A 20,772-nucleotide genomic window follows, 5' to 3' on the forward strand; every position below is an offset into this window, starting at 1 on the left:
TCCTTCCGGGACGGGGCCGGGTCGTGCCGTGGCACGACCCGGCCCCCGTTAACTCAGCCCTTGTCCTTGATCTCCGCGTTCCAGTGGTTGATCCAGGCCGTCTCGTTCTTGCCGATCACGTCCCAGTCGACGTCCATCGGCTTGAGGCCGAGGTTGGACAGCCACTCCGGCTTCTCGGAGATCTCCACCGCGGGGATCTGGAAGTAGTCCTTGGCGAGGGTGGCCCGCAGCGAGTCGTCGAAGAGGAACTCGAGGAACTTCTCGGCACCGGCCTTGTTGCCGCCCTTGACCGCGGCGACACCGTCGACGAGCACCGGGGCGCCCGAGGCCGGCATGACGTAGCCGAACGGCATCTTCTTGTCGGCCTGCAGCAGCACGTCCTGGAGGTTCCAGGCGCTCACCACACCCTGCTCACGCGACATCTTCAGGTACAGGTCGGCGGGGTTGGCGGCGTACTCGACGGTGTTGGCGTCGAGCTTGCGCAGCCAGTCGTAGCCGGGCTGGGGGTTCGAGCCGTCGGGCGAGAGACGCTGGATCATCGAGGAGTAGATCGAGCGCATGGTGCCGGAGGCGGCCACGTCCCGGATGATGATCTTGTCTTTCCACTGGGGGTCGATCAGGTCGTCCCAGTCCTTCGGCGCCTGCTCGGCGGTCAGCGCCTTGTTGTTGTACATGATGACCTCGGGCAGCAGGATCTCGCCGAACCAGCGGCCCTCGGCGTCCTTGTACCGCGCGTCCATCTTCCCGGCGAACGAGGGCTGCCAGGCCTCCAGCAGACCCTCCGTGGCGCCGGTGGCGAGACCCTGCTGGGTGCCGCCCCACCACACCGAGGCCTGCGGGTTCGCCTTCTCGGCGCGAACCCGCTCGAGCACCTCCTGGGCGCCCATGTTGAGCACCTCGACCTTGCCCTTGTACTCGGGGTTCTTCGCGGTGAACTGCTCGACGACGTAGTCGGTGACAGCCTTGTCGCGGGCGCTGTAGATGACGAACTTCTCGGCCGACGCGGCCGGGGACGAGCCGGCGTCGCCGCTGTCGTCACTGCCGCCGCCGCAGGCGGCGGTGGCAGCCAGCATCGCGCCGAGCGCGATTGTCATGACCCAGGGACGTCTCATTGGTACCTCCACTCAAGGGGGATCTACGGGGGATTTCTGATGGAAGCTCGTAAATCGAAATCGCTGTGCCGAAATACGGTGGTTCTCCGCCCGGTCACGTCGATCGACGATCGAGTGGTGCCCGGAGCGGGGTTCGGGGGTCCGCCGGTGCGGGATGTGGGCGTGCCTCGTCCGGTTGTTCAGGTGCGGACGCAGGGAGTGAAGAAGGGGGACGGGGTGTCGGTCGGTGGTGGTGGTCAGGGCAGGGTGGGCAGCGGAACCGCGGCCGACAGCGCGTAGCTGATCGCTCCGTGCAGCACGGCCTGGTCGCCGAGGGTGGCTCGACGTACCTCAGTCGGGGCCGGGGTCTTGGCCGAGAGCAGTCTCTGGAGTTGTTCGAGCGTGGCGTCGTCGAGCTCCGCGGCGGCGCCGCTGAGCAGCACCATCCCCGGGTCGATCACGCAGACGCAGGAGAGGATGAGCCGGGCCCAGGCGTCGAGCACCTCGTCGAGATACTCGCGCGCCGGGCGCGACGTGGCGGCGAGTGCGATCAGCTCCCGCACCGGCGACTCCGGCCGCCGCCCCGGATGCAGGGCGACCACCTGCTCGGCGATGGCGTTCACCGACCACCGGGCCTCGAACTCGCCCACGCCGCTGTAGCTGTGTTTGGGCGCGGAGTCCAGGGGCATGAAGCCCACCTCGCCGGCCGCCCCGCTGGCGCCCCTGCGGACCTTGCCGTCGAGGACGAGACCGGCGCCGATGCCGTCCGCGACGTGCACCAGCAGCAGGTTGGCGACGTCCGCTCCGGCGCCGGCGACACACTCACCGGCGGCCATCAGGTTGACATCGTTGTCGACGACGACGGGCACGCCGAGGCGTTGCTGAACCGACGCGCCGATCGGCCACGCCTCGACGAGCCCTACCGACGGCGCGAGGCGTACCGCGCCGTTTGTCGAGACGCCCGGCACCGCGATGGCGACGCCGCGCAACGACGGCAGGTTGTCGCCGACGAGGTCCAGGACGAACCCGCAGATGGTCTCGACAACGTCGCCACCGAACCGCGCGGTGCGGTGCGCGATGAGCGCGCCCTCGCTGTCGGCGATTTCGCAACTGATCCGGGTCGGCTCCAGCGACACCGCGGCGACGAGCTCGGCACGCGGGTTGAACTCGAGCATTTCGCGAGGACGGCCGGTGGTGGGGGCGCCCGGCCCGCGTTCGATGAGGTAGCCCTCGGCGATGAGCTCTCGCACGAGAACTGTCACGGTGGCCGCCGGAAGACCCGTCATCTCGGCGAGGTCCACCCGGGACAGCAGTCGCGCCTGCCGGGCAGCCAGGATCACCGAGAGACGCTTGATCTCACGGGACCGCTCACGGCTGACCGGGCTGGTCGTTGCTTTGTCGGACACAGTTATTTCCTACTGAGAAAAAACTATGGCGTCAAGTAACGAGATCATCTCGGTACCTGGCGTGGGAAAACAGAGATCCACGGCGGGCCGCGGTCCGGCTGGACGGTCCCGATCGGACGAATGCGGCTCCAGTGCAGAAGTCGCGCCTCCCAAAATCGGGCAAACGGCTCTGATCACCAAAGTGGAGCGACGAGCCAAGCCTGTGAACAGGCACATCGTTTCTTCGGAGAAGGAAGAAAGTCGCTCCGGCCTATTGACTAGCACGTCGCAAGATCCCTAGCGTTACCGCCCGAAGGCCTTCTGGTGAATCCATCCCTACCACTGTGCGAGCCGCTCTGACGTGGCGGTGGTCAGGCACCACACCCCCACTGCCGAGCGACCCTCACGCGTGGAGACCGCCCCGCGGTCTCCAGTGGACAGCTGTTCACTTCCGGGCCCGGCAGGAGCCAACTGCCAAGAGGCTCCTGCCGGGCCCACACCGTCCCCCCGCAGCACTCGCCCCCACACGAAGAGGTATGCCAATGAAATGGCGCACCACGGCGACTATCGCCATGTGCGGTTTGCTGTCGCTAGGCCTGACCAGTCCGGTCCAGGCCGGCCCCAAGGCCTCATCACCCAAGCCCGACGCCAAGGCCGTCAAGCCTGTCGACCTGGACGTCATGTTCATCGGCGCGCACCCCGATGACGAGGCCGGCCAGCTCGGCATGCTGGGATACTGGAACGAGTATCACGGCATGAAGGCCGGCGTCATCACCACCACCCGTGGAGAGGGCGGCGGCAACGCCACCGGCCTCGAAGAGGGCCCCGAACTCGGCATCCTGCGCGAGGCCGAGGAGCGCAAGGCGGTGGCCTACGCCGGCATCGAGCACATCTACAACCTGGACGCGCTCGACTTCTGGTACACGGCCAGTGCCCCGCTGACCGAAGAGGTCTGGGGTCACCAGGAGACGCTCTCCCGGATCGTGCGGGTGCTGCGGACCACCAAGCCCGAGGTCATCCTCACGATGAACCCCTCGGCCACCCAGGGCAACCACGGTAACCACCAGAAGTCGGCCATGCTGGCGGTCGAGGCGTTCTACGCCGCGGCGGACCCGAAGGCCTTCCCGGAGCAGATCAAGAACGAGGGCCTCAAGCCCTGGCGGGTCTCCCGGATCTTCCAGACCGGTGGCAGCGGCACGACCGGCACCAACGGCCCCGCCTGCGAGACCACGTTCACGCCGGCTGAGGCCAGCAACGTCATCTTCGGCACCTGGCAGGGCTACGAGTCGGCACGGCACGACGGCAACCGGTGGAACACGGTCCAGACCTGGGCCCGCCGGGAGTACGTGTCGCAGGGCTGGGGCAACAGCTCCTTCCCGACGACCAACCCGGCCAGCATCGGCTGCAACCGGCTGACCCTGATCGACACGCGCACCCCGTACCCGGACCCGAACGTCGGTGCCGGCACCGGTGCGCTTCAGGGCGCCACCCTCCGTGCCCCCGGCGGCCTGCCGCTGGGCACCGAGGTCCACGTGCGTCCGCAGAAGTGGGAGGCCCTCGCCGGCCAGCCCATCAAGGTCGACACGGTGCTCTACTCCGAGAAGGCCATCCCCGGCGCCAAGGTCACTCTTGACGTTCCGGCTGGCTGGACGGTCAGTGGTAACGGCAACGTCGGCACGCTCACCCCGCGCAAGGAGGTCGTGAAGAGCTTCACGGTCACTCCGCCCGCGCAGGTCACTGTGGGCGAGCGGTTCCTGATCAACGCCACGCTGACGAGCAAGAAGGACGGCAGCGGTACCAGCAGCGCCCGCGTGCAGGGAACTGCTCCGGTGCGCGGCACCCTGGAGCCGCTGGAGGAGATCGCCGACTTCCGCGAGTGGTCGGTCCGTAACAAGGTCCAGCAGCTCGACGCGCTCATCGAGTCCCTGCTGAACATCCCCAGCGGTGGCACCCGTGACGTCAAGGTCAACCTGACCAACCACGGCACGCGGGTCGAGTCCGGAACGGTCAAGCTGAACGTCCCGGCCGGCTTCACGGTGGCGCAGCAGCAGCTGGCGTACAGCGGGCTTCAGCCCGGTGCCCGCACCTCGGTGACCTTCACGGTCACCAACTCCGACACGTCGCTGCCGACCGCCAACCGGGCGCCGGACAACGGCGCGTACCGGGTGGGCATCGAGACCAGCTACAACGGTGGCAGCGCCATCGAGCCGGGCGTGTTCAACCTGGTGCCGACCACCACCATCCCGAAGGCGGCCACCGCGCCGGTCGTTGACGGCCACGGCCACGACCACGAGTACACCGGCGAGGTCGTCGACATCTCGACGCGCTGGGAGGGCACCGCCGCTCCGGCGTCGGACATCTCCGGCACCGCCCAGTTCACCCACACCGACGACGCCCTGTACGCCGTCTTCAACATCACCGACGACGTGCTCGGCACCCTCCTGCCGGCGGTGGACTGCAAGCGTCCGCGCCGTAACGACAACATCGAGTTCGGCATCGACCCGCGCGGCAACTCGGCGAACACCTCCACGGTGTTCAACGTGGCGCTCTTCCCGGCCACCAACGACCCGGCCAACGGCAACCCGCCGTGCTTCGCCCGGGAGCGCGACAACCACCAGGGTGGTCCGGAGACCGCGCCGGGTCTTGAGATCGCCTCGGTCGTCACCAGCAACCCGTACACGGGTTACCGGATCGAGGTCAAGATCCCGTTCAGCGTGCTGCCGGACAACATCGACCCGGCCCGCATGGGGATGAACGTCCTGGTCAACGACTCGGACACGCAGGATCTGTCCTCGCAGACCCGGGTCGGCTGGTCGACCTGGAGCGGCGTTCGGGCTGACCCGTGGCGCTGGGGCAACGCGATCCTGCCGGATCTGACGGCCCGGCCGTCGGCGCCCAAGGCTCCGATCATGCCGGACACGGCGGCGCAGAGCGTCAACTCGCCGCAGACCATCCTCCAGTCCTCCTCGGACGGGGTGGCACCGGGTGGTTACGCGGCGCTGCCGGACGGCACCGTGAAGATCAAGAAGGTCACCGCGACCAACTCGAAGGTCTCGGTGGAGCTCAAGGTGAAGAAGTCCGGCACCGCCCGGGTCTTCGTCTGGGACGGCGAGCGGGTCGTGGCGGAGACCACGGCCAGCCTGAGCAAGGACCGCACTCTGGTCCTGCCGCTGAGCGGGGCGCTTCCGGCCGGTTCGTCGCTGCTCGTCTCGTACGAGAGTGGTGACGCCACCGCCGGTCTCGCTCACCAGCTGCGCTGATCGATTCGGTAAACGCGTCGACCTGACGCACTGATGGGCCGGGCCGCGAGGCCCGGCCCATCAGCCGTGTCCATACCAGTCTCGTCGGAACGCTCCTACACTCCAGCCCGAACCACGCTCGGCCTTTCGAGGCTGCCGGGACAGGGAAACCGACGGGAGACCACAAGTGAGCGACGCCGACCTGCCGTTGTCCGCAACGCCCCGAACCGGGTTGCGTCGCATGAAGGAGAAGGGGCACAGCGATCGGAGCGCCCTCTTCGACGTCCTGCGGGCCAGCTTCGTCTGCCACCTCGGCGTGCTCGTGGACGGCTACCCGATGGTCGTTCCCACCGTCTACGGATTCGACGACAAGCACCTCTACCTGCACGGGTCGGTGGCCAGCCGGAGCCTCACCACCGGCGCGGAGGTCTGTGCCACCGTCACTGTCGTCGACGGCCTGGTCCTGGCACGCTCGGTCTTCGAACACGGGGTCAACTACCGCAGCGCGATGGTCTACGGTCTGCCGCGTTGGGTGACCGACCCCGACGAGAAGCTGCATGGCCTCCGGACGCTCACCGAGCACGTCGCCCCCGGCCAGTGGGACTACGCCCGTCAACCTAACCGGAAGGAACTGGCTGCCACCGCACTACTGGCGCTTCCGCTCACCGAGGCGTCGGTCAAGACGCGCAGCGGCCCGCCGGACGATGGCGACAGCCCGGACGCGGAACGTGGCAACTGGGCAGGGGAGCTGCCCCTTGTCGCGCGGTGGCAGCAGCCGTTGACCGACCCAGCGCTACCGGCGACCGTACCGGTGCCGGCGCACGTGGCCGCCCGCGTCGGTGCGCGGGTCGACAAACCCTGATCGACGGCGGCCGGGCCCGGCCGCCGTGGGTGGCGGCGTTCTAGCGCAGTTGCCGGGCAAGGTCCGTGAGGGACAGTCGGGGGTCGGTGGCCACGCAGGCGGCCGCCGCCGTCAGTGCACGGGGAGAGCCCGCGCAGTGGGCGATGATGCTCTCCAGCGCCTCGCGCTCGGTGGCGAGCCGCCGCTCACCGAGACGGGACCGGAGCAGGTGCCACGCCTCAGCGGGGCCGAGTTCGTCGACCACGACGGGACGCGCGGCCTCTACCGCCACCAGACAGCTCAGGCGATCCCGGCTGGTCACCACGACCATGCAGCCCGCGACACCGGGCAACAGCGGTCGTGCCTGGTCGGCGTCCCGCGCGTCGTCGAGCACGATGAGCATCCGCCGCCCGGCCAGGGCGCTCCGGTACAGCCCGGCCCGTGCGGCCGGATCGCACGGAATGTCGCCGGGTACGTCCAGCGCCTGGATGAGGCTGCCAAGCGCGTCGGACGGGGCCACCACCTGGTCGTCCGGGCGGCTTCCCCGCAGGTCGAGGTAGAGCACGCCGTCGGCGAAGCGAGGGGCGACGCGGTGCGCCCAGTGCAGCGCCAACGCCGTCTTGCCGATCCCGCTCGGCCCGGTGAGGACGCAGATCACCACTGCCGACATTCGCCGCGGTCCACCGTCGAGCAGCCCGTCGAGTTGGGCGAGTTGTATTGATCGACCGACGAAGTCCGGTGTGCCGAGCGGTAGCTGCATGGGACGTATCCGGGCCGTTGGTGAGGGGCGGGCGGGAAGATCGAGCGCGTCGCGCAGCAGACGAACGGTCGCCGGTCGCGGCTGGGTCACCCGCGCCGACTCCAGGTTGCGGATGCTCCGGACGCTCAGTCCGGTTCTCGCGGCCAATTCCTCCTGGGTGAGATTGGCCCGCTGTCGTGCTGCAATAATTTCATCACTCAGGGTATTGATGAAGCCGATCACAATGCCGTCTCCACTCGTCGGCCCGTACGGATTTGGCCGAATTGCGCGGGCGATGCGCCGGATTTGACCCGCTGTCTGGGAAGTCAGCAGCGACATTTGCCGGTGATCTGCCGGTGCGATTCCTGTTTGCGTGGTCACTTTAAGTCCACAGTGGCCTTGCCGCCATTGGTGGCGGTGAAAGTGGCCAGAACGCGTGACGACGTACCGAGCCTGCTGTGCGCCGTATGTCAGCACTGGTCGATCACCGCCTGGACATCGGCGGGATTAATTGCGTTGAGTAATACCTCAGTCCAACCGAGCACGGAGGATGGGCATGCGTAGATATGTCAGCGATGCAGCAGAACTTACCGAGGAGTACGGGATCCAGATCGGCCGCTGGAAGCAGTACCGGGACCTCGGGCCGCTGCCGTTCGACGCGATGTGGTGCGTCATCCCGCCCGGTGGCAGCAGCGCTGAGGACGTGCACCCGGAGGTCGAGTTCGCGGTCGTGACCCGTGGCACCGCCATCTACGAGGAGGGTGGGGAGAAGGTCGAAGTGCCGACCGGCGGTGTCATCCTGCTCGATCCCGAACAGCGCCATGTCATCCACAACCCGTCCCCGGTGCAGCCGCTGACGATCCTGAGCATCTACTGGATGCCCCAGGACGCCGCCGCTGCCGCCCACGCGGATGCCGCCGATGCGGACGCCGCCGCTGCCACTGACGGTGCGAGTGGTGGTGCGGGCAGTGACTGAGGCCCTCGGTGCGGCGGCACCGGGCGCCGTGCTCGTGGTGACCCCACCGCCGACACCTAACGGGCCACTGCACGTCGGCCACCTCTCCGGCCCGTACGTCGCCGGGGACATCGCGGTCCGCGCGCTGCGCGCCGATGGCCGCCGGGTGGTAGCGCAGTCCGGCCTGGACGCCCACCAGAACTACGTGCTGGCGCGCGCCGAGACGCTCGGGGAGACCGTGACGGACACCGCCGCCCGCTACCAGGCGTTGATCTGTACGGCCCTGGACGCGGCCCGCATCCGCTACGACATCATGGCCGATCCGCTGGCCGACGAGGGCTACCGCAGCAGCGTGGCCGGGCTGCTCACCGAACTGGTCGAGGCGAAGGCCGTCGAGATCGCCCCGGTGTCGCTGCGCGCCTGCTCCGCCTGTCACCGGGTCCTGCACCACGTACGGGTCACCGGGACCTGCCCGGTCTGCGGAGCAGGTGCCGCCGGCGGCACGTGTGAGGGCTGCGGCGGGTTCTGCACGGCCGAGACCCTGGTCGGGGCGCGGTCGACATGCTGCTCGGCCGCACCCGAGCCGGTCACCCACACGATCCCGGTGCTCCGCCTGGCAGAGCACCGGGAGCGACTTGCCGGGTTCTGGTCTCGCGCGGTGCTGCCGCCCCGGCTGCGCCGACTCGTCGGGTCGTACCTCGACGGGGCGCTGCCGGATGTGCCGCTCGCCTATCCGACGGACTGGGGCATCGAGTGGGACGACGGTCTGCGGATCGACGTGTGGGCGGAGATGGCACTGGCCAACCTGGTCATGCCCGCGCGCCACCTGCGTCCGGACGTGGACACCCTGGCCGGGTACCTCGACGCGTGGCAGGGCATCGACGAGCAGTGGATCTTCCTGGGGGTCGACAACGCGTTCTACTACGCGGTCCTGATCCCGGCCCTGCACCTTGCCGCCGGACTGCCCGATCGTCCGACCGGTCTGGTGGTCAACGAGTTCTACCGGCTCACCGGCTCGAAGTTCTCCACAAGCCGGCAACACGCCATCTGGGCCGACGGGTTCCTGTCCAGTGAGGACCCGGCGGTGGTGCGGGCGTTCGTCAGCTGGGACCGGCCGGACAGTTACGAGTCCGACTTCCGCCCGGAGGCGTATGAGGCTTTCAAGACGCGGTACGCGGCCGTCCTGGACGGGAATGCCCCCGCCCTCGACGCGGCGCTTGCGGACATCGAGCTGACGCGGGGCGAGCAGGCACTGCGCCCGGAACACTTCGATCCCGCCACGGCGGTCCGCGCGGCGCTTGCCGCGTACCGCAGCAGCCCGGAACGGGCGGCCCGGCTGCTGGGTCTGATCGGCGGAACCCTCCCGGCGGAGTCCGGTGGCTGAGCCACGGGTACTCGTCGTCGGTGCCGGCCTGGGTGGGGCCCTGCTGGCTCGACGGTTGCAGGATGCCGGCGCCCAGCCGGTGCTGATCGGCGCGGAAATCGACAGGTCGGAGGGCGGGTACGCCGACGCCACAGCCGCCTCCGGCGGCCTGGTGCGGGCGTTCGAGCCCGACCCGGACGCCCGGTCCCTGGCCACCGCCAGCCTCGCCGAACTGCTGGCCGACCCGGTGCTTGCCGAGCAGGCCGGCTGGCGGAAGACCGGCTCGCTCTACCTGCTGGACACCGGCGACTCCGGTCTGGTGGCCGGTGTCGAGGCGCCGGGGGTCGAGGTGCTGACAGGTACGCAGGTCGCCCGCCGGTTCGGCTTCGGCGGGCTGCCGGAGCGCAGCGTGGCGGTCTGGGAACCGCACGCCGGATACATCGTCCCGGACCGACTGCGCCGGGCGGCCCTCGCCGGGCTGGACCGGACCGAGGCAACGCCTGTGGCACGGCTCGACGGGGACACTGTCGAACTGCGGGACGGTCGGCGAATCACCGGCGACCTCGTGGTCGTCGCCGCCGGAGCGTGGACCCCTGGCCTGCTGCGTACCGCCGGGCTCGCCACCACATTGCGCACTAAACACATCCAGTACGCCCACTACGCCGTGGCGCGGAACGACCTGCCGTGTTTCGTCGACGAGACCAGTGGTCTCTACGGCCGACCGGCGGGACCGGGACGCCTGCTGCTCGGCCTGCCGAGCACGCGCTGGGACGTCGAACCGCCGGCCCCCGAGCCGGACGTCGACCTTACCGAACAGGTCCGGGCAACCGCCCTGCTGCGGCTGCCGGGCCTGGACCCGCGGCCGCTGGACCCGCCGGTAAGCGCCGTCGACTGCTACAGCGAACCCGCCGGTCTGGCGCTGCGAGCCGTCGCCGGAACCGCGCACACCTTCACCTTCACCGGCGGAAGTGGAGGCGCCGCCAAGACCGCGTTGGCCGCCAGCCGCCTCGCCGCCACCGCCCTGCTCGACAACCGTTCCGCCGTCAATGTCCCAACGGGTTAGACAGAGGCAGAAGATGACGCAGACATATCACGCAGTGGGTATTGGTGCCGGGCCAGCCAACCTGAGCCTCGCGGCAATGTACGACGTCCTCGCGCCACACCAGATCGCCCTGTTCGAGGCGCGTGACCAGCCGGGGTGGCACGACGGGATGCTGCACAGCGGCGTACGGATGCAGACCGGCTGGGTAAAGGACCTGGTCTCGCTGTACGACCCGACCCATCCGTTGTCGTTCCTCAACTACCTGGTCACCACGGGCCGGGTCTACGCCCTGCTGGGTGCGGGCTTCGACACGATCCCGCGGGTGGAGTACCAGCAGTACCTGGTGTGGGCTGCGAGCCAGTTGCCGCACATCACCTACGGCACCCGGATCGACAGCGTCGAGTTCGACGGCTCGCTGGTGAGCCGCAGCGGCGGGGAAGCTGTCGCCCGGTCCCAGCACCTGGTGATCGGCACCGGGACGACGCCCTTCGTGCCCGAGTTCCTGGGTGCCCTCGACCCCCGACACGTCTTCGTCGCCGACGAGCTGAACCAGCGCCTCACCACGGTGCCCGACGAACCGGACCTGCCCTGGATCGTGATCGGCAGCGGTCAGACAAGCGCCGAATGCGTCGCGGCGCTGCTCAGCCGTGGGTGCCGCGACATCAAGTGGATCGGCCGCCGGTCGTGGTTCGCGCCGTTGGAGGATTCCCCTTCCGCCAACGACCTGTACCGACCCGCGTACCAGGAGGCGTTCCTCAACCTCTCCAGGGACGTCCGCGAACGCCTCGTCTCGGGCCAGATCCTCACCAGCGATGGCATCTCGCCCGGCACGCTGCGCGGCATCTACCAACACAACTACGAGGAGCGGCTGCGGGCCGGGCGGTTCCCGGTAACGATCATGCCGAGCCGGACCGTTACCGGCGCCCGGCAGCTGGACGGCGAGATCGAGCTGGAGTGCCTCACCGCCGGAAGCGGCGAGGAACGGCACCGGGCGGCGAACGTTGTGGTCGCGGCGGGACGGCGGCTCGCGCCGCTGCCCTTCGACCCGGAACTGTCGGCAGCCGTCGACGTGGACGAGCGCGGCGAGCCGATCATCGAGTCGGACTACTCGATCCGGTGGAAGCACGCCGACGACCACAAGATCTTCGTGCTGAACCGGGGCCGTTACGTGCAGGGGCTCGTCGACTCCAACCTGAGCATCCTGCCGATCCGCAGCGCGATGATCCTCAATTCGATCGCGGGCCGCGTCGTCTGCCCGTTCCGCGACGACTACCTCAGCACCCAGTGGGCGTGAGCGCGATGAGCACATTCGACTACGACGACAAGATCTTCGTTTCCGTGGACCACTGCGATCCCGATGCCGCACCGCTTACCGGGCACTACCACCAGCGGGACGACCTCGTGTGGGCGGAGATCACCGGCGGCGCCGTGCGACGCGGCTCGCTGGCCGGGACCTGCGACGCCGAGGGCGTGGTGCGGTTCGCGTACATGGAGGTGCTCACCGACGGCGCCATCGTGGTCGGCGAGTGTGTCTCCCGACCCGAGCGGCTGCCGGACGGACGGATCCGGCTGCGCGAGGAGTGGCGCCGACACGGCCCACTGCCGGACAGCGGCGTGTCCGTCATCGAGGAGGTCGCCCAGGCATTGGCCGCTCAGAGAAAGAACCCGCAGCATGTCTGACATCCAGATCGTCGCCTTCGTCGCCGCCAGCCTCCTGATCATCATCGTTCCGGGGGTGGACTTCGCGCTCGTCACCAGGCAGACCGTCCGGTATGGCCGGCAGGCTGGCTTCGTGGTGCTGGCCGGGCTCGTCGTGGCAGCCCTGGTACATGCCTCGCTCGCCACGGCCGGTCTGTCCGCCTTGCTGCTCTCCTCGCCGGTGCTCTACACGGTGCTGCGCATCGCCGGCGCCCTCTACCTGGTCTACCTGGGCGGCACAATCCTCTGGGCCACCCGGCCACGGCGGGTGGCCCCGGCCGAGCAACCGGTCACGGTCGGCGCGGGCTCGGGCGGCAACGGTACGGGTACGACAGTCGTGGAGCCCTCTGTAGACGAGGAACCGCACGTGGCGCGGCGGTCGTTCATCATGGGGATCACCAGCCAGCTGCTGAACATCAAGGTGGTCATCTTCTACGTGTCGTTCGTGCCGCAGTTCGTCAAGCCCGGTGACGGGGCGGCGGCCCGTACGGCGGTGCTTGCCGCTACGTTCATCGGCCTCGCGGTGCTGTGGTGGGCCTGCTACATCCTGCTCATCGACCGGCTGCACCCCTGGTTGACCCGCCCGTCAGTGCTCAAGGTGATCGAGCGGCTGACGGGCGTGATCCTGATCATCCTCGCGATCCGGATCGCCGTCAGCTCCTGAGCGCGTCCGTGGCGGTCCACCGCGCGTGGACGTGCGTCGTCGGCCTTCGCCGTGGTGGCCGCCGTGGCGGTGGCGGCCGGGGGAGCGGCACCACCGCCACGGCAATGGGTGTGGCCCGGTTGAAAGGGAAAGGTCACCTCATGATTACCGGCTTCGCTCTCTTCAGGTTGAGGACCAACTCCTCGCGGCTCTGCCCGGGCACGGAACGGTTCCACATGGGAGTGCCGGGGGCGGAGCGCCACGATTCGCTCAACGGACTGTTGTCGACGGTGTCGAATCCGAACTGGTCGTACAACCGCGTGACAAGTTCGACCGCTTCGGGGTGGTCGCTTGAGACCGTCAGCGCAATCCGATCGGGAGCGCCTGCCGGTCGTCCCATCCTGAGCAGGCTGGGAGCCTGGATGTGAGTGAATGCCTTGGCGATCTTAGACCTCGGGAGTTGCTCCTGGCGTAGCTCGTGAACGGTCTTCTCGCCAGAGTCGATCACCGGAATATGTCCGTCGCGCCAGATCATGTAGTTGTTGGTGTCCAGCACGATCTTGCCCGCGAGTTCCTCGACAGGTAGGTCGACGACGGTCCTGTACGGAAAGGCGAGGATCGTGAAATCGCCCGCTGCCGCAGCCTCCGACGCATACGCGGCACGGGCCGCCGGGCCGAGCTCGGCAACAAGACCTTTCAATGTCCCCGGCCCACGCGAGTTGGCGATGACAACCTCGTACGCGTTCGCTATTGCCGCACGCGCAATCTGACTGCCCACCTCACCGGCGCCGACGATCGCAATTGTTGTCACGGGTGCCTCCACACAGGATTTCTCAGCGGCGGTGCTTCTTTCACGTGTCCGATCGCGCCCTGCTTTAGCACGCCGGGCGGTGGGGCAACTCCCTTCCGCCGAGGCCCAGGCATTCGCCGTGCACCGGCAAGCCAACCGCCGCCGACCGCGGGAAACAAGGTCGGCGGCGGGCGTCGAGGCCTGTTGTGCGGTTGGCGGGTCAGGCGGCGAGCTGCTGTCGTACGGTGTCGGTGTCCATCAGGTACCACATGTGCTTGAACTTGCCATCCTGGATCTGGTAAAAGGCAGTTTCGGCGAACGTGATGGACTTGCCGGTGGGGGTCAGGCCGTTCCATTCCTTCGCGGGTGTGCCGGTGTCGATCAGGCGGGCGGCTACCCGGTCGCCTTCGACGACGAGGTCCTGGACCTCCCAGTGCAGGTCCGGCACCGCGTCGACGTGCTTGTGGAACTCGGCGACCATGTCGGCCATCTTGACCGGGGTGCCGTTCATGATCACCTCTTCGTGGGCGAAGTCGGCCATGCGGTCGAACTCGCGCTTGTTCGCCAGTTCGACGTACCGCAGGTAGAAGTCGCGCAGCTCCTGAGTGGTCATGCCCGAAATCGTTGCGTTGGTGCTCATGATCAGTTTTCCATTTCGTTGGTGCCGCCTGCTTGTCCAGGTCGGCGGTGCGGCTGGAGCGGACCCGTCCATGTTTTGTACCGCTCGGTTGTAGGTTGAACCATAACAGGTTCTGTACCGATCGGTATGGTGAGTCGGGTCACCTGGTCTCGCTCGCCGCCGGACCGCTCCGGTGGGCACCCGGGCTCGGACGACCTCTCGTCATCGCGGGCCTGAACTCCGAAGGGCCGTCCCGCGCAGGTGGCAGTGCGCTGTCAGGTCAGCGCTGTCGCCAAACTCGGAACGTCTGCTGAAGCCGCCACGCTCCGTCGGGCTGACGAGCCTCGTTGCGCCAGCGGAACTCGTCGGCCTCGATGTCGGAGAAGGTCCAGCGCAGATCGTCACCGTCGAGCACGATCTCGTTGGCGACGCGGGAGGCCAGGAAAGTGTGCGTCCGACGTCGGCCCGGCCCGACCCAGGTCGAGCGCCAGATCCCCGCACCGGCGTTGGGGTCCGGGAATCGCAGGCTCACGCCGTGCTCGACGCCGGGCAGGATCCAGACATCGGTGGTTGCCGACCCGCCCAACGCATACCCGAAGTGCCACTCGCCTCGACGAACGGTCGAGGCGCCATCGGGGGCGTACTCGGTGCAGTCCAACAGCCAGGACCCGGCGAACTGCCCGAACAGACTGAGGTCGAGGCCTTCGGCAGGCCCGTCCGCGACGAAGGCGGCGGCGATGGCAGCGGACGAATCGATCACCATGCCAGAACGATAGTCGTCCGGTGATGTCGGCGAGGCACCTGACAGTCGCTGACCCGACCGATCGCAACTACCCGACGTCACGGCGGACGGCAGCCAGCGCTCCGGCGATCGTGGCTCCGAATCCGAAGGCCATCAGTGGAATTCCCCACCCGAAGGGCAACTGACCGACCCAGTAGAAGTCGGGGCGCTCCGGCAGCATGGCCAGGCTCATCGCGACCACGGCACCGGCGAGGAACATCCCGGCCATCGCCGCGGCGGTCGCGAACAGGGCGAGCCCCACCGACCGGCCGGCCCAGAGGCTGGCACCGATGGCGATCACGAGGAGCACCACTACCAACCAGGTCCAGCCGCCCCCCTCCTCCAGGTAGGCCAAGCCCGAGTACCACCACACGTAGAGGGTGCTGCGACGGAACCACGGGGTCAGGTAGCCGAACAGTGCGGTAGCGGTGCCGAACAGGAGGAGCAGGTCGGGTCTGGGGCGGTACCAGGGAGAGGTGTCGTCCATGGTCCAGGAAACTAACAGCTCTGATCAATGGCGCAGGTCGGCGATCGTCGCCTACCCGCTGTGCCCGGCGTCCCTTGGGGACGCCGGGCACGTGCGTGTCCGCGAACTGTCGATCAGGCGCGGCGGATCTGGAGCACCGCCACTCGAGCGTCGTGACCGTCGACGTTCATGGGGATGACCTTGCGTTTGCGGAGCTGGATCTGCACCCCGTTGGTGCCCTGGAGCCAGCCGATCTGGTCGATGCCGGTGGCGAAGGCGCGCGTCTCCTTCGCCGGGAAGAGCATCGGCATCGGGTCGCGGTTGGTGTCACCGGTCCAGATCACCGGGTAGCCACTGGCGTTCCAGTTGGCGATCCGGTCGTGGAGTACGTCGAAGTGGCGAGCCCACCGGTTCCTGCGCCACGCCTCCTCCGGATCGGTCCTGCCGTTGTGGGCGCCGGCGACGAAGTGCGTGTTGAGGAAGGCGAACTGAAGGGCCGCGTCGTCGTGCGCGGCCAGGAGAACCTCGGAGATGACGCGGTTCGGCGAGACATGCGCCTTGCCCTCGTGGACGGGCGTGACGTCGGCGCGGAGCACGTCGTACACCCGCGGCACGGAGATGGGTACGCGGTGCCCGCCGTCGTCCAGGTGCACATTGCGGTAGCGGGGTCCGAACTGGCCGTTGATCCAGCCCTTCTCCTTCGTGTCGCCGTCTCCCTCGCCGATCTCCTGCCAGCCGACCAGGGGTAGGTCCTCGGGGCCGGTCAGGCGCAGAGCGTTCCGGACGGCGGTGATCGCGGCTTTGCGCTGGCCGAGGTTGGTGCGGCCGATGTTGGCGGTGACGACGCCGAGGTCGCGCCAGGCGGTCGCCGCGCCGGCCGGTGCGGCGAAGGTGAGGGCACCGGTGGTGCCGGCGAGGACGACGCCACCGGCGACGCCGAGGGCCTGCCGTCTGCTTATCGGATTCATTCGATCCTCTCTGGGGACTGTCCGTCGGGGCGAGTGAGGTGTGGGATCGCTTACTACGAGACGAGGAAGCCGCTGGAGGGGCGGGTCAGCACACCTGTCATCGGGAACCGGGGGCCGCCGTCCCACCAGTGCCAGACCACCCGGGCGGTGCCGTCGGCGGCGCGGAAGACGTCCATTCCGCCGGGACCCTGGTGATTGCCGGGCAGGCCTCGGATCGGGTTCAGCCCGGCCGCGCCGGTGAAGCCGAAGAACGGACGGGTGACACCGTCACGGATGGGGGTGCAGCGGGAGCTGGGCAGCGGGGTCGTGCCGCAGTTCGCGATGCCGGTGGAGTATCGGGCGCTGTCCCAGTTGTTGCCCGAGTACATCAGGTACCACCTGCCGTCGGCCTCCTTCCACATCGACGGGTTCTCGACCACGTGGGTGCCGCCGCTGATCTTGGCGGTGTCCCAGGTGATGTCGCTGCTCTTGAGCATGTCCCGTCGGGTGTCCCAGATCGCGCGTCCCTCGCCGTCGGTGCGCACGGTGGAGATGCCGGTCCCCGCGCCGGTGGTGATGGCGTCGTCCCGATAGGTGACGTACAGGTTCCCGCCGCCCACGAACGGGTTAGCGTCGAGCGCCCACCGGCCCGCGTCGGGGCACGCCCATTCGCCCTGGTTCTGGAAGGGGCCACGGGCGGTGTCGGCGACGGCCCGCCCGATGCACTTCTGGCCGGAGCCCTTCCGGGACGCCGTGTAGAACATGAAGAACCGGTCGCCGAAGCGTGCGACGCCGGGTGCCCAGACCGACCCGCCGGGCTCCGCCCAGCCACCCGGGCCGGAGGGCAGTGCGTCGTGCGACGCGCAGTTGGTCATGCCGACGCTGTTGCCGGAGCCGTGGACGAGGACGGGCACGTACAGCTTGCCGGTGGCGCCGCAGCGCGCGCCCGTCCCAGCGCCGACCGTGGTGCCGTAGGTGACGTACGAGCCGTCCTTCGCCAGCACGGTGTCCGGGTCGGCGAGCGGGAACGTGGACGTGCTCGCCAGGGTGGCGAAGTCGTCCTGGGGCACCGCGCCGGCGGGCGGCGCTCCCGTGGTCGCGACCAGTGCGGCCGCCGCGAAGGCGACGATCGCCCCGCGCTTTCGGAAGGATTTCATCATCGGGCAGCCTTCTTCGAAATGGGTGGGTTCGCTGGATCGGTTCCACCGGTACGCCAGCAGCACCGCAGTGCCGAAGGCCCTCCGGCCGTTGGTCCGGGTCACGATGACCCTGGTTCGCTCGCGCCGCCGCTCGGGCGGTGCCCGCGTCTGCCTAGCCGAGGAGTTTCGCCGTCACCGCGTCGGTGACCGGTGCCGGTTCTGCCGTGGGAGGTGCGGTCGCATGGAACCTCCCTATCGATGGTCATCGCTGTTAGGGGGAGGCTATCGAAGGGTGTGCAAATTGTCTACGAACCTCGGTGACTTGATGAAGGATTTGTGCATCGAGACGTACCCGGAACCGACCTTCCGGCGGTGGGCGGGCGGCGATTCATCCGACCTGGCGCTGTTCTTCGGCGCCCGCAAGCCCGCCGCCGCGCTGGCCGAGATCACCGCGCTCGCGCGAGCCGTGACATCAACGACCGTCGCTTCCGTGTCGACGTAACCGCACACCTTGGCAGCGGGGCGCGCCTCCGCTACCGTCCATGGAAACGCTCCCATGAACTTGGATACATCGATGTGATCAGGAGGAAACACGTCGTGGCTACCCTGTCCTCGCTACGCCGCAGATCGGTGGCCGCCAGCGTGGCTGCCGTCGCGGGTGCCGCCGTCGTCGGGGCCTGCCTCGCCGTCGGCAGCGCCTCCGCAGGAACGCTGTCCGGATCGCTCTACCGTGACCCCACTTCGGCTGTCGTCCGCTGGGTCGCCGCCAACCCCGGTGACTCGCGTACCGCCGTGATCCGCGACAAGATCGCGAGTCAGCCGCAGGCCCGATGGTTCGCCAACTTCAACCCGTCGACAGTGCAGGCCGAGGTCTCCGAGCACATCAGCGCCGCCAACGCGGCGCAGCAGATCCCGGTGCTGGCGGTATACGAGATCACCAACCGGGACTGCGGCGGAGCCAGCGCGGGCGGGGCACCGGACCTCAACCAGTACCAGACGTGGGTGTCCAACTTCTCCAGAGGACTGGGCAACCAGACCGTCATCATCATCCTGGAGACCGACTCGCTCGCCCTGCTGACCTGCCTGAGCAGCGCTGAGATCAACGCGCGCAACCAGGCGATCACGACTGCCACCCGGACCATCAAGGCGGGCAACCCCAACGCCAAGGTGTACCTCGACGGCGGCCACTCCACCTGGAACAGCGCAGGTGAGACGGCCAACCGGCTCCGCGCTGCAGGCGTGCAGTACGCCGACGGCTTCTTCACCAACGTGTCGAACTACAACTCCACCTCCAGCGAGGCGAACTTCGGCCGGGCCGTCATCTCCGCCCTCAACGGCATGGGCCTCTCGGGCAAGCGCCAGGTCATCGACACCAGCCGCAACGGTGGCGCCAGCGGTGACTGGTGCGGCGACGACAACACCGACCGGCGCATCGGGCAGTACCCGACGACGAACACCGGCGACAGCAACATCGACGCGTACCTCTGGGTGAAGCCGCCGGGTGAGGCGGACGGCTGCCGCTACACGGCCGGTTCGTTCCAGCCAGACCTGGCATTCAGCCTGGCCAACGGTGCGCCCAACCCGCCGCCGACGACCGCTCCTCCGACGACCCCGCCGCCGACCACGGCTGCCCCCACCACCCCGCCGCCGACCACGGCTCCCCCCACCACGCCGCCTCCCACCACGCCGCCGCCGACCGGTAACGGCTGCTCCGCTTCGGTGGTGCTCAACCAGTGGCCCGGCGGCTTCACCGCGAGCGTGACGGTCACTGCCGGCTCTGCGGCCATCAACGGCTGGACCGTGACCATCACGCTGCCCGGCGGCGCTGCGGTCACCAGCACCTGGAGCGCCCAGGCCAGCGGTAACAGCGGAACCGTGCGGTTCACCAACGTGAGCTACAACGGACAGGTCGGCGCCGGACAGTCGACCAACTTCGGCTTCCAGGGCACCGGCACCGGACCGGGTGCGGCCACCTGCGCGGTCGCCTGACCCCACCACGGCGGGCCCGGCTCGGAGGACCACCCTCCGCGCCGGGCCCGCTCCCGTCCTGAGGTACGCCTGCGGTTGGCCACCGAGAGGTGAGCCGGCCCCGGAAGACCTGCTTCACGAAAGCCGTCCGTCGGCGAAGGGCTTGCCCCGCCAGGGGTGCGGCTGGCCATACTTCTTTCGGCGGCTCGTCCAGCCGGGCTGCGCGGGGTCGGTGCATCCGCGAGGAGCCCGGTAGGTTCAGGTGTCGAGCACCTTCACTGTCGTCGTTTGGGGGCGCTGGCCACGTGTCGCAGATCGAGAAGATCACCGGTGAACTCCGCGCGTTGATGGCGGGGGTCGAACGCGCGCAGGGGTTGGCAGCCGCCGCCGACAGTCAGGCGCAGGAGGTGGCGTTGCGGGCCGCGGGCGCGGGCTTCGTCGCCGTGGCGGCGAGTGTCGCGCGGGTGCGCAACGCGATCGCCGGTATCCAGGGCGGCCTGGGAAGTCTCGCCGGGTCGATCGGTGAGGCGACGAAGACCACCGCGTCGGTGCCGAACGAGGCCAGTGCGCAGGAGACGATCGCCGGGCTGGCGCCGGTGCGGAGCGCCGTGGATGCGGCTCGTGACGCGGCAGCCGGGGCCATCATCCAGATCGGTGAGGCGCAGCAGCTCGTAACAGTGGTCCTTCAGGGCGGGCAGCCCGGGCCGCTGCTGCAGGCACTGGAGGCCGTCAAGCAGGTCCTGATGCAGGTGGTTGCGCGTACCGGCGGGGCCGGGCAGGCCATCGAAGTGGCGATCGCGGAGGCGCGGCAGCTGGGGGCGTCGGGAAACTGACGAGGGCAGGCGGCCTTAACGCGCGACGGTGCGATCATTCAGCTCGTTCGGCGAGACTGATGAAGAGGCGCAGATGACTGTCGAGTACCGGCTGACGCTGGCGGGCGACATCCCGCTGGAGCAGATGGTGTAGCTGGCTGCTCCCGGAGCGGTCGAGACGTCCACGGCGTCCGGCGGCAGGATGCTCGGCGCCGACCTGAACGACGAGCACGGGTACGTCGTGGACATCACCG

At 68.8% G+C, this 20,772-nt stretch carries 20 protein-coding genes; 11 read left to right on the forward strand and 9 right to left on the reverse strand.

Going from position 1 to position 20,772, the window contains the following annotated elements:
• Positions 1 to 53: 53 nt before the first annotated feature.
• Both ACPXB1_RS00785 and ACPXB1_RS00790 read right to left on the reverse strand, forming a co-directional pair.
• Complete coding sequence (locus tag ACPXB1_RS00785; RefSeq protein WP_053659041.1) at positions 54 to 1,112, reverse strand: extracellular solute-binding protein; 1,059 nt, start codon at positions 1,110 to 1,112, stop codon at positions 54 to 56.
• Between the two features lie 236 nt (positions 1,113 to 1,348).
• Positions 1,349 to 2,497 carry an ROK family transcriptional regulator gene (locus tag ACPXB1_RS00790; RefSeq protein ID WP_053659043.1) on the reverse strand — a complete coding sequence of 383 codons (1,149 nt, stop codon included), beginning with the start codon at positions 2,495 to 2,497 and terminating at the stop codon, positions 1,349 to 1,351.
• 521 nt (positions 2,498 to 3,018) lie between these two features.
• Between ACPXB1_RS00790 and ACPXB1_RS00795 the strand changes: the two genes are divergently transcribed.
• Entirely contained in the window at positions 3,019 to 5,736 is a 2,718-nt protein-coding gene (locus ACPXB1_RS00795; RefSeq protein ID WP_053659045.1) for a sugar-binding protein, read from the forward strand.
• 220 nt (positions 5,737 to 5,956) lie between these two features.
• A complete protein-coding gene (locus tag ACPXB1_RS00800; protein ID WP_425734765.1) occupies positions 5,957 to 6,577 on the forward strand; it encodes a pyridoxamine 5'-phosphate oxidase family protein in 621 nt (206 codons plus the stop codon).
• Positions 6,578 to 6,617: 40 nt separating this feature from the next.
• Here the strand turns inward: ACPXB1_RS00800 and ACPXB1_RS00805 are convergent, their stop codons facing one another.
• A complete protein-coding gene (locus ACPXB1_RS00805) occupies positions 6,618 to 7,538 on the reverse strand; it encodes an NB-ARC domain-containing protein (protein ID WP_355592813.1) in 921 nt (306 codons plus the stop codon).
• A gap of 313 nt (positions 7,539 to 7,851) precedes the next feature.
• On the opposite strand from ACPXB1_RS00805, the gene ACPXB1_RS00810 reads away from it, so the two are divergent.
• Genes ACPXB1_RS00810 through ACPXB1_RS00835 form a run of 6 tightly spaced genes read left to right on the forward strand, consistent with a single transcriptional unit; the run spans position 7,852 to position 13,017 of the window.
• The gene (locus ACPXB1_RS00810) at positions 7,852 to 8,271 is read left to right on the forward strand and encodes a cupin domain-containing protein (protein WP_355592811.1); all 420 of its coding nucleotides are present in this window, start codon (positions 7,852 to 7,854) and stop codon (positions 8,269 to 8,271) included.
• Positions 8,264 to 9,634, forward strand: coding sequence for a class I tRNA ligase family protein (locus tag ACPXB1_RS00815; protein ID WP_355592809.1), 1,371 nt, complete (start codon positions 8,264 to 8,266; stop codon positions 9,632 to 9,634). Before ACPXB1_RS00810 ends, ACPXB1_RS00815 begins: the two co-directional genes overlap by 8 nt.
• The gene (locus tag ACPXB1_RS00820) at positions 9,627 to 10,676 is read left to right on the forward strand and encodes an NAD(P)/FAD-dependent oxidoreductase (protein WP_355592807.1); all 1,050 of its coding nucleotides are present in this window, start codon (positions 9,627 to 9,629) and stop codon (positions 10,674 to 10,676) included. Before ACPXB1_RS00815 ends, ACPXB1_RS00820 begins: the two co-directional genes overlap by 8 nt.
• A gap of 13 nt (positions 10,677 to 10,689) precedes the next feature.
• On the forward strand, positions 10,690 to 11,949 hold the full coding sequence (locus ACPXB1_RS00825) for a lysine N(6)-hydroxylase/L-ornithine N(5)-oxygenase family protein (RefSeq protein WP_425734678.1): 1,260 nt from the start codon (positions 10,690 to 10,692) through the stop codon (positions 11,947 to 11,949).
• A 5-nt stretch (positions 11,950 to 11,954) separates the two neighbouring features.
• Positions 11,955 to 12,335, forward strand: coding sequence for a hypothetical protein (locus tag ACPXB1_RS00830; RefSeq protein ID WP_355592803.1), 381 nt, complete (start codon positions 11,955 to 11,957; stop codon positions 12,333 to 12,335).
• Complete coding sequence (locus ACPXB1_RS00835) at positions 12,328 to 13,017, forward strand: LysE family translocator (RefSeq protein WP_355631161.1); 690 nt, start codon at positions 12,328 to 12,330, stop codon at positions 13,015 to 13,017. The genes ACPXB1_RS00830 and ACPXB1_RS00835 overlap by 8 nt, the downstream gene beginning before the upstream one ends.
• 133 nt (positions 13,018 to 13,150) lie before the next feature.
• Here ACPXB1_RS00835 and ACPXB1_RS00840 read toward each other — a convergent pair whose 3' ends face one another.
• From ACPXB1_RS00840 to ACPXB1_RS00865, 6 genes are all read right to left on the reverse strand, one after another.
• Positions 13,151 to 13,807 carry an NADPH-dependent F420 reductase gene (locus ACPXB1_RS00840; protein WP_355592799.1) on the reverse strand — a complete coding sequence of 219 codons (657 nt, stop codon included), beginning with the start codon at positions 13,805 to 13,807 and terminating at the stop codon, positions 13,151 to 13,153.
• Positions 13,808 to 14,006: 199 nt separating this feature from the next.
• Positions 14,007 to 14,399, reverse strand: coding sequence for an ester cyclase (locus ACPXB1_RS00845; RefSeq protein WP_355592797.1), 393 nt, complete (start codon positions 14,397 to 14,399; stop codon positions 14,007 to 14,009).
• A gap of 286 nt (positions 14,400 to 14,685) precedes the next feature.
• Positions 14,686 to 15,168 carry a hypothetical protein gene (locus ACPXB1_RS00850; protein ID WP_355592795.1) on the reverse strand — a complete coding sequence of 161 codons (483 nt, stop codon included), beginning with the start codon at positions 15,166 to 15,168 and terminating at the stop codon, positions 14,686 to 14,688.
• Between the two features lie 67 nt (positions 15,169 to 15,235).
• Complete coding sequence (locus tag ACPXB1_RS00855; RefSeq protein WP_355631158.1) at positions 15,236 to 15,673, reverse strand: hypothetical protein; 438 nt, start codon at positions 15,671 to 15,673, stop codon at positions 15,236 to 15,238.
• 113 nt (positions 15,674 to 15,786) lie between these two features.
• A complete protein-coding gene (locus tag ACPXB1_RS00860; protein WP_355631155.1) occupies positions 15,787 to 16,620 on the reverse strand; it encodes a hypothetical protein in 834 nt (277 codons plus the stop codon).
• A gap of 53 nt (positions 16,621 to 16,673) precedes the next feature.
• A complete protein-coding gene (locus ACPXB1_RS00865) occupies positions 16,674 to 17,756 on the reverse strand; it encodes a family 43 glycosylhydrolase (protein WP_425734680.1) in 1,083 nt (360 codons plus the stop codon).
• A 223-nt stretch (positions 17,757 to 17,979) separates the two neighbouring features.
• On the opposite strand from ACPXB1_RS00865, the gene ACPXB1_RS00870 reads away from it, so the two are divergent.
• The 3 genes from ACPXB1_RS00870 to ACPXB1_RS00880 all read left to right on the forward strand — a co-directional run bounded on the left by ACPXB1_RS00870 (position 17,980) and on the right by ACPXB1_RS00880 (position 20,539).
• The gene (locus ACPXB1_RS00870; RefSeq protein ID WP_355592787.1) at positions 17,980 to 18,240 is read left to right on the forward strand and encodes a hypothetical protein; all 261 of its coding nucleotides are present in this window, start codon (positions 17,980 to 17,982) and stop codon (positions 18,238 to 18,240) included.
• Between the two features lie 95 nt (positions 18,241 to 18,335).
• Positions 18,336 to 19,727: a glycoside hydrolase family 6 protein gene (locus ACPXB1_RS00875; RefSeq protein ID WP_355592785.1), complete on the forward strand. Its 1,392-nt coding sequence runs from the start codon at positions 18,336 to 18,338 to the stop codon at positions 19,725 to 19,727.
• 284 nt (positions 19,728 to 20,011) lie between these two features.
• On the forward strand, positions 20,012 to 20,539 hold the full coding sequence (locus ACPXB1_RS00880; protein WP_355631149.1) for a DUF6244 family protein: 528 nt from the start codon (positions 20,012 to 20,014) through the stop codon (positions 20,537 to 20,539).
• Positions 20,540 to 20,772 lie beyond the last annotated feature (233 nt).

The organism is Micromonospora sp. DT68 (assembly GCF_049847245.1).
GTDB lineage: Bacteria > Actinomycetota > Actinomycetes > Mycobacteriales > Micromonosporaceae > Micromonospora > Micromonospora profundi.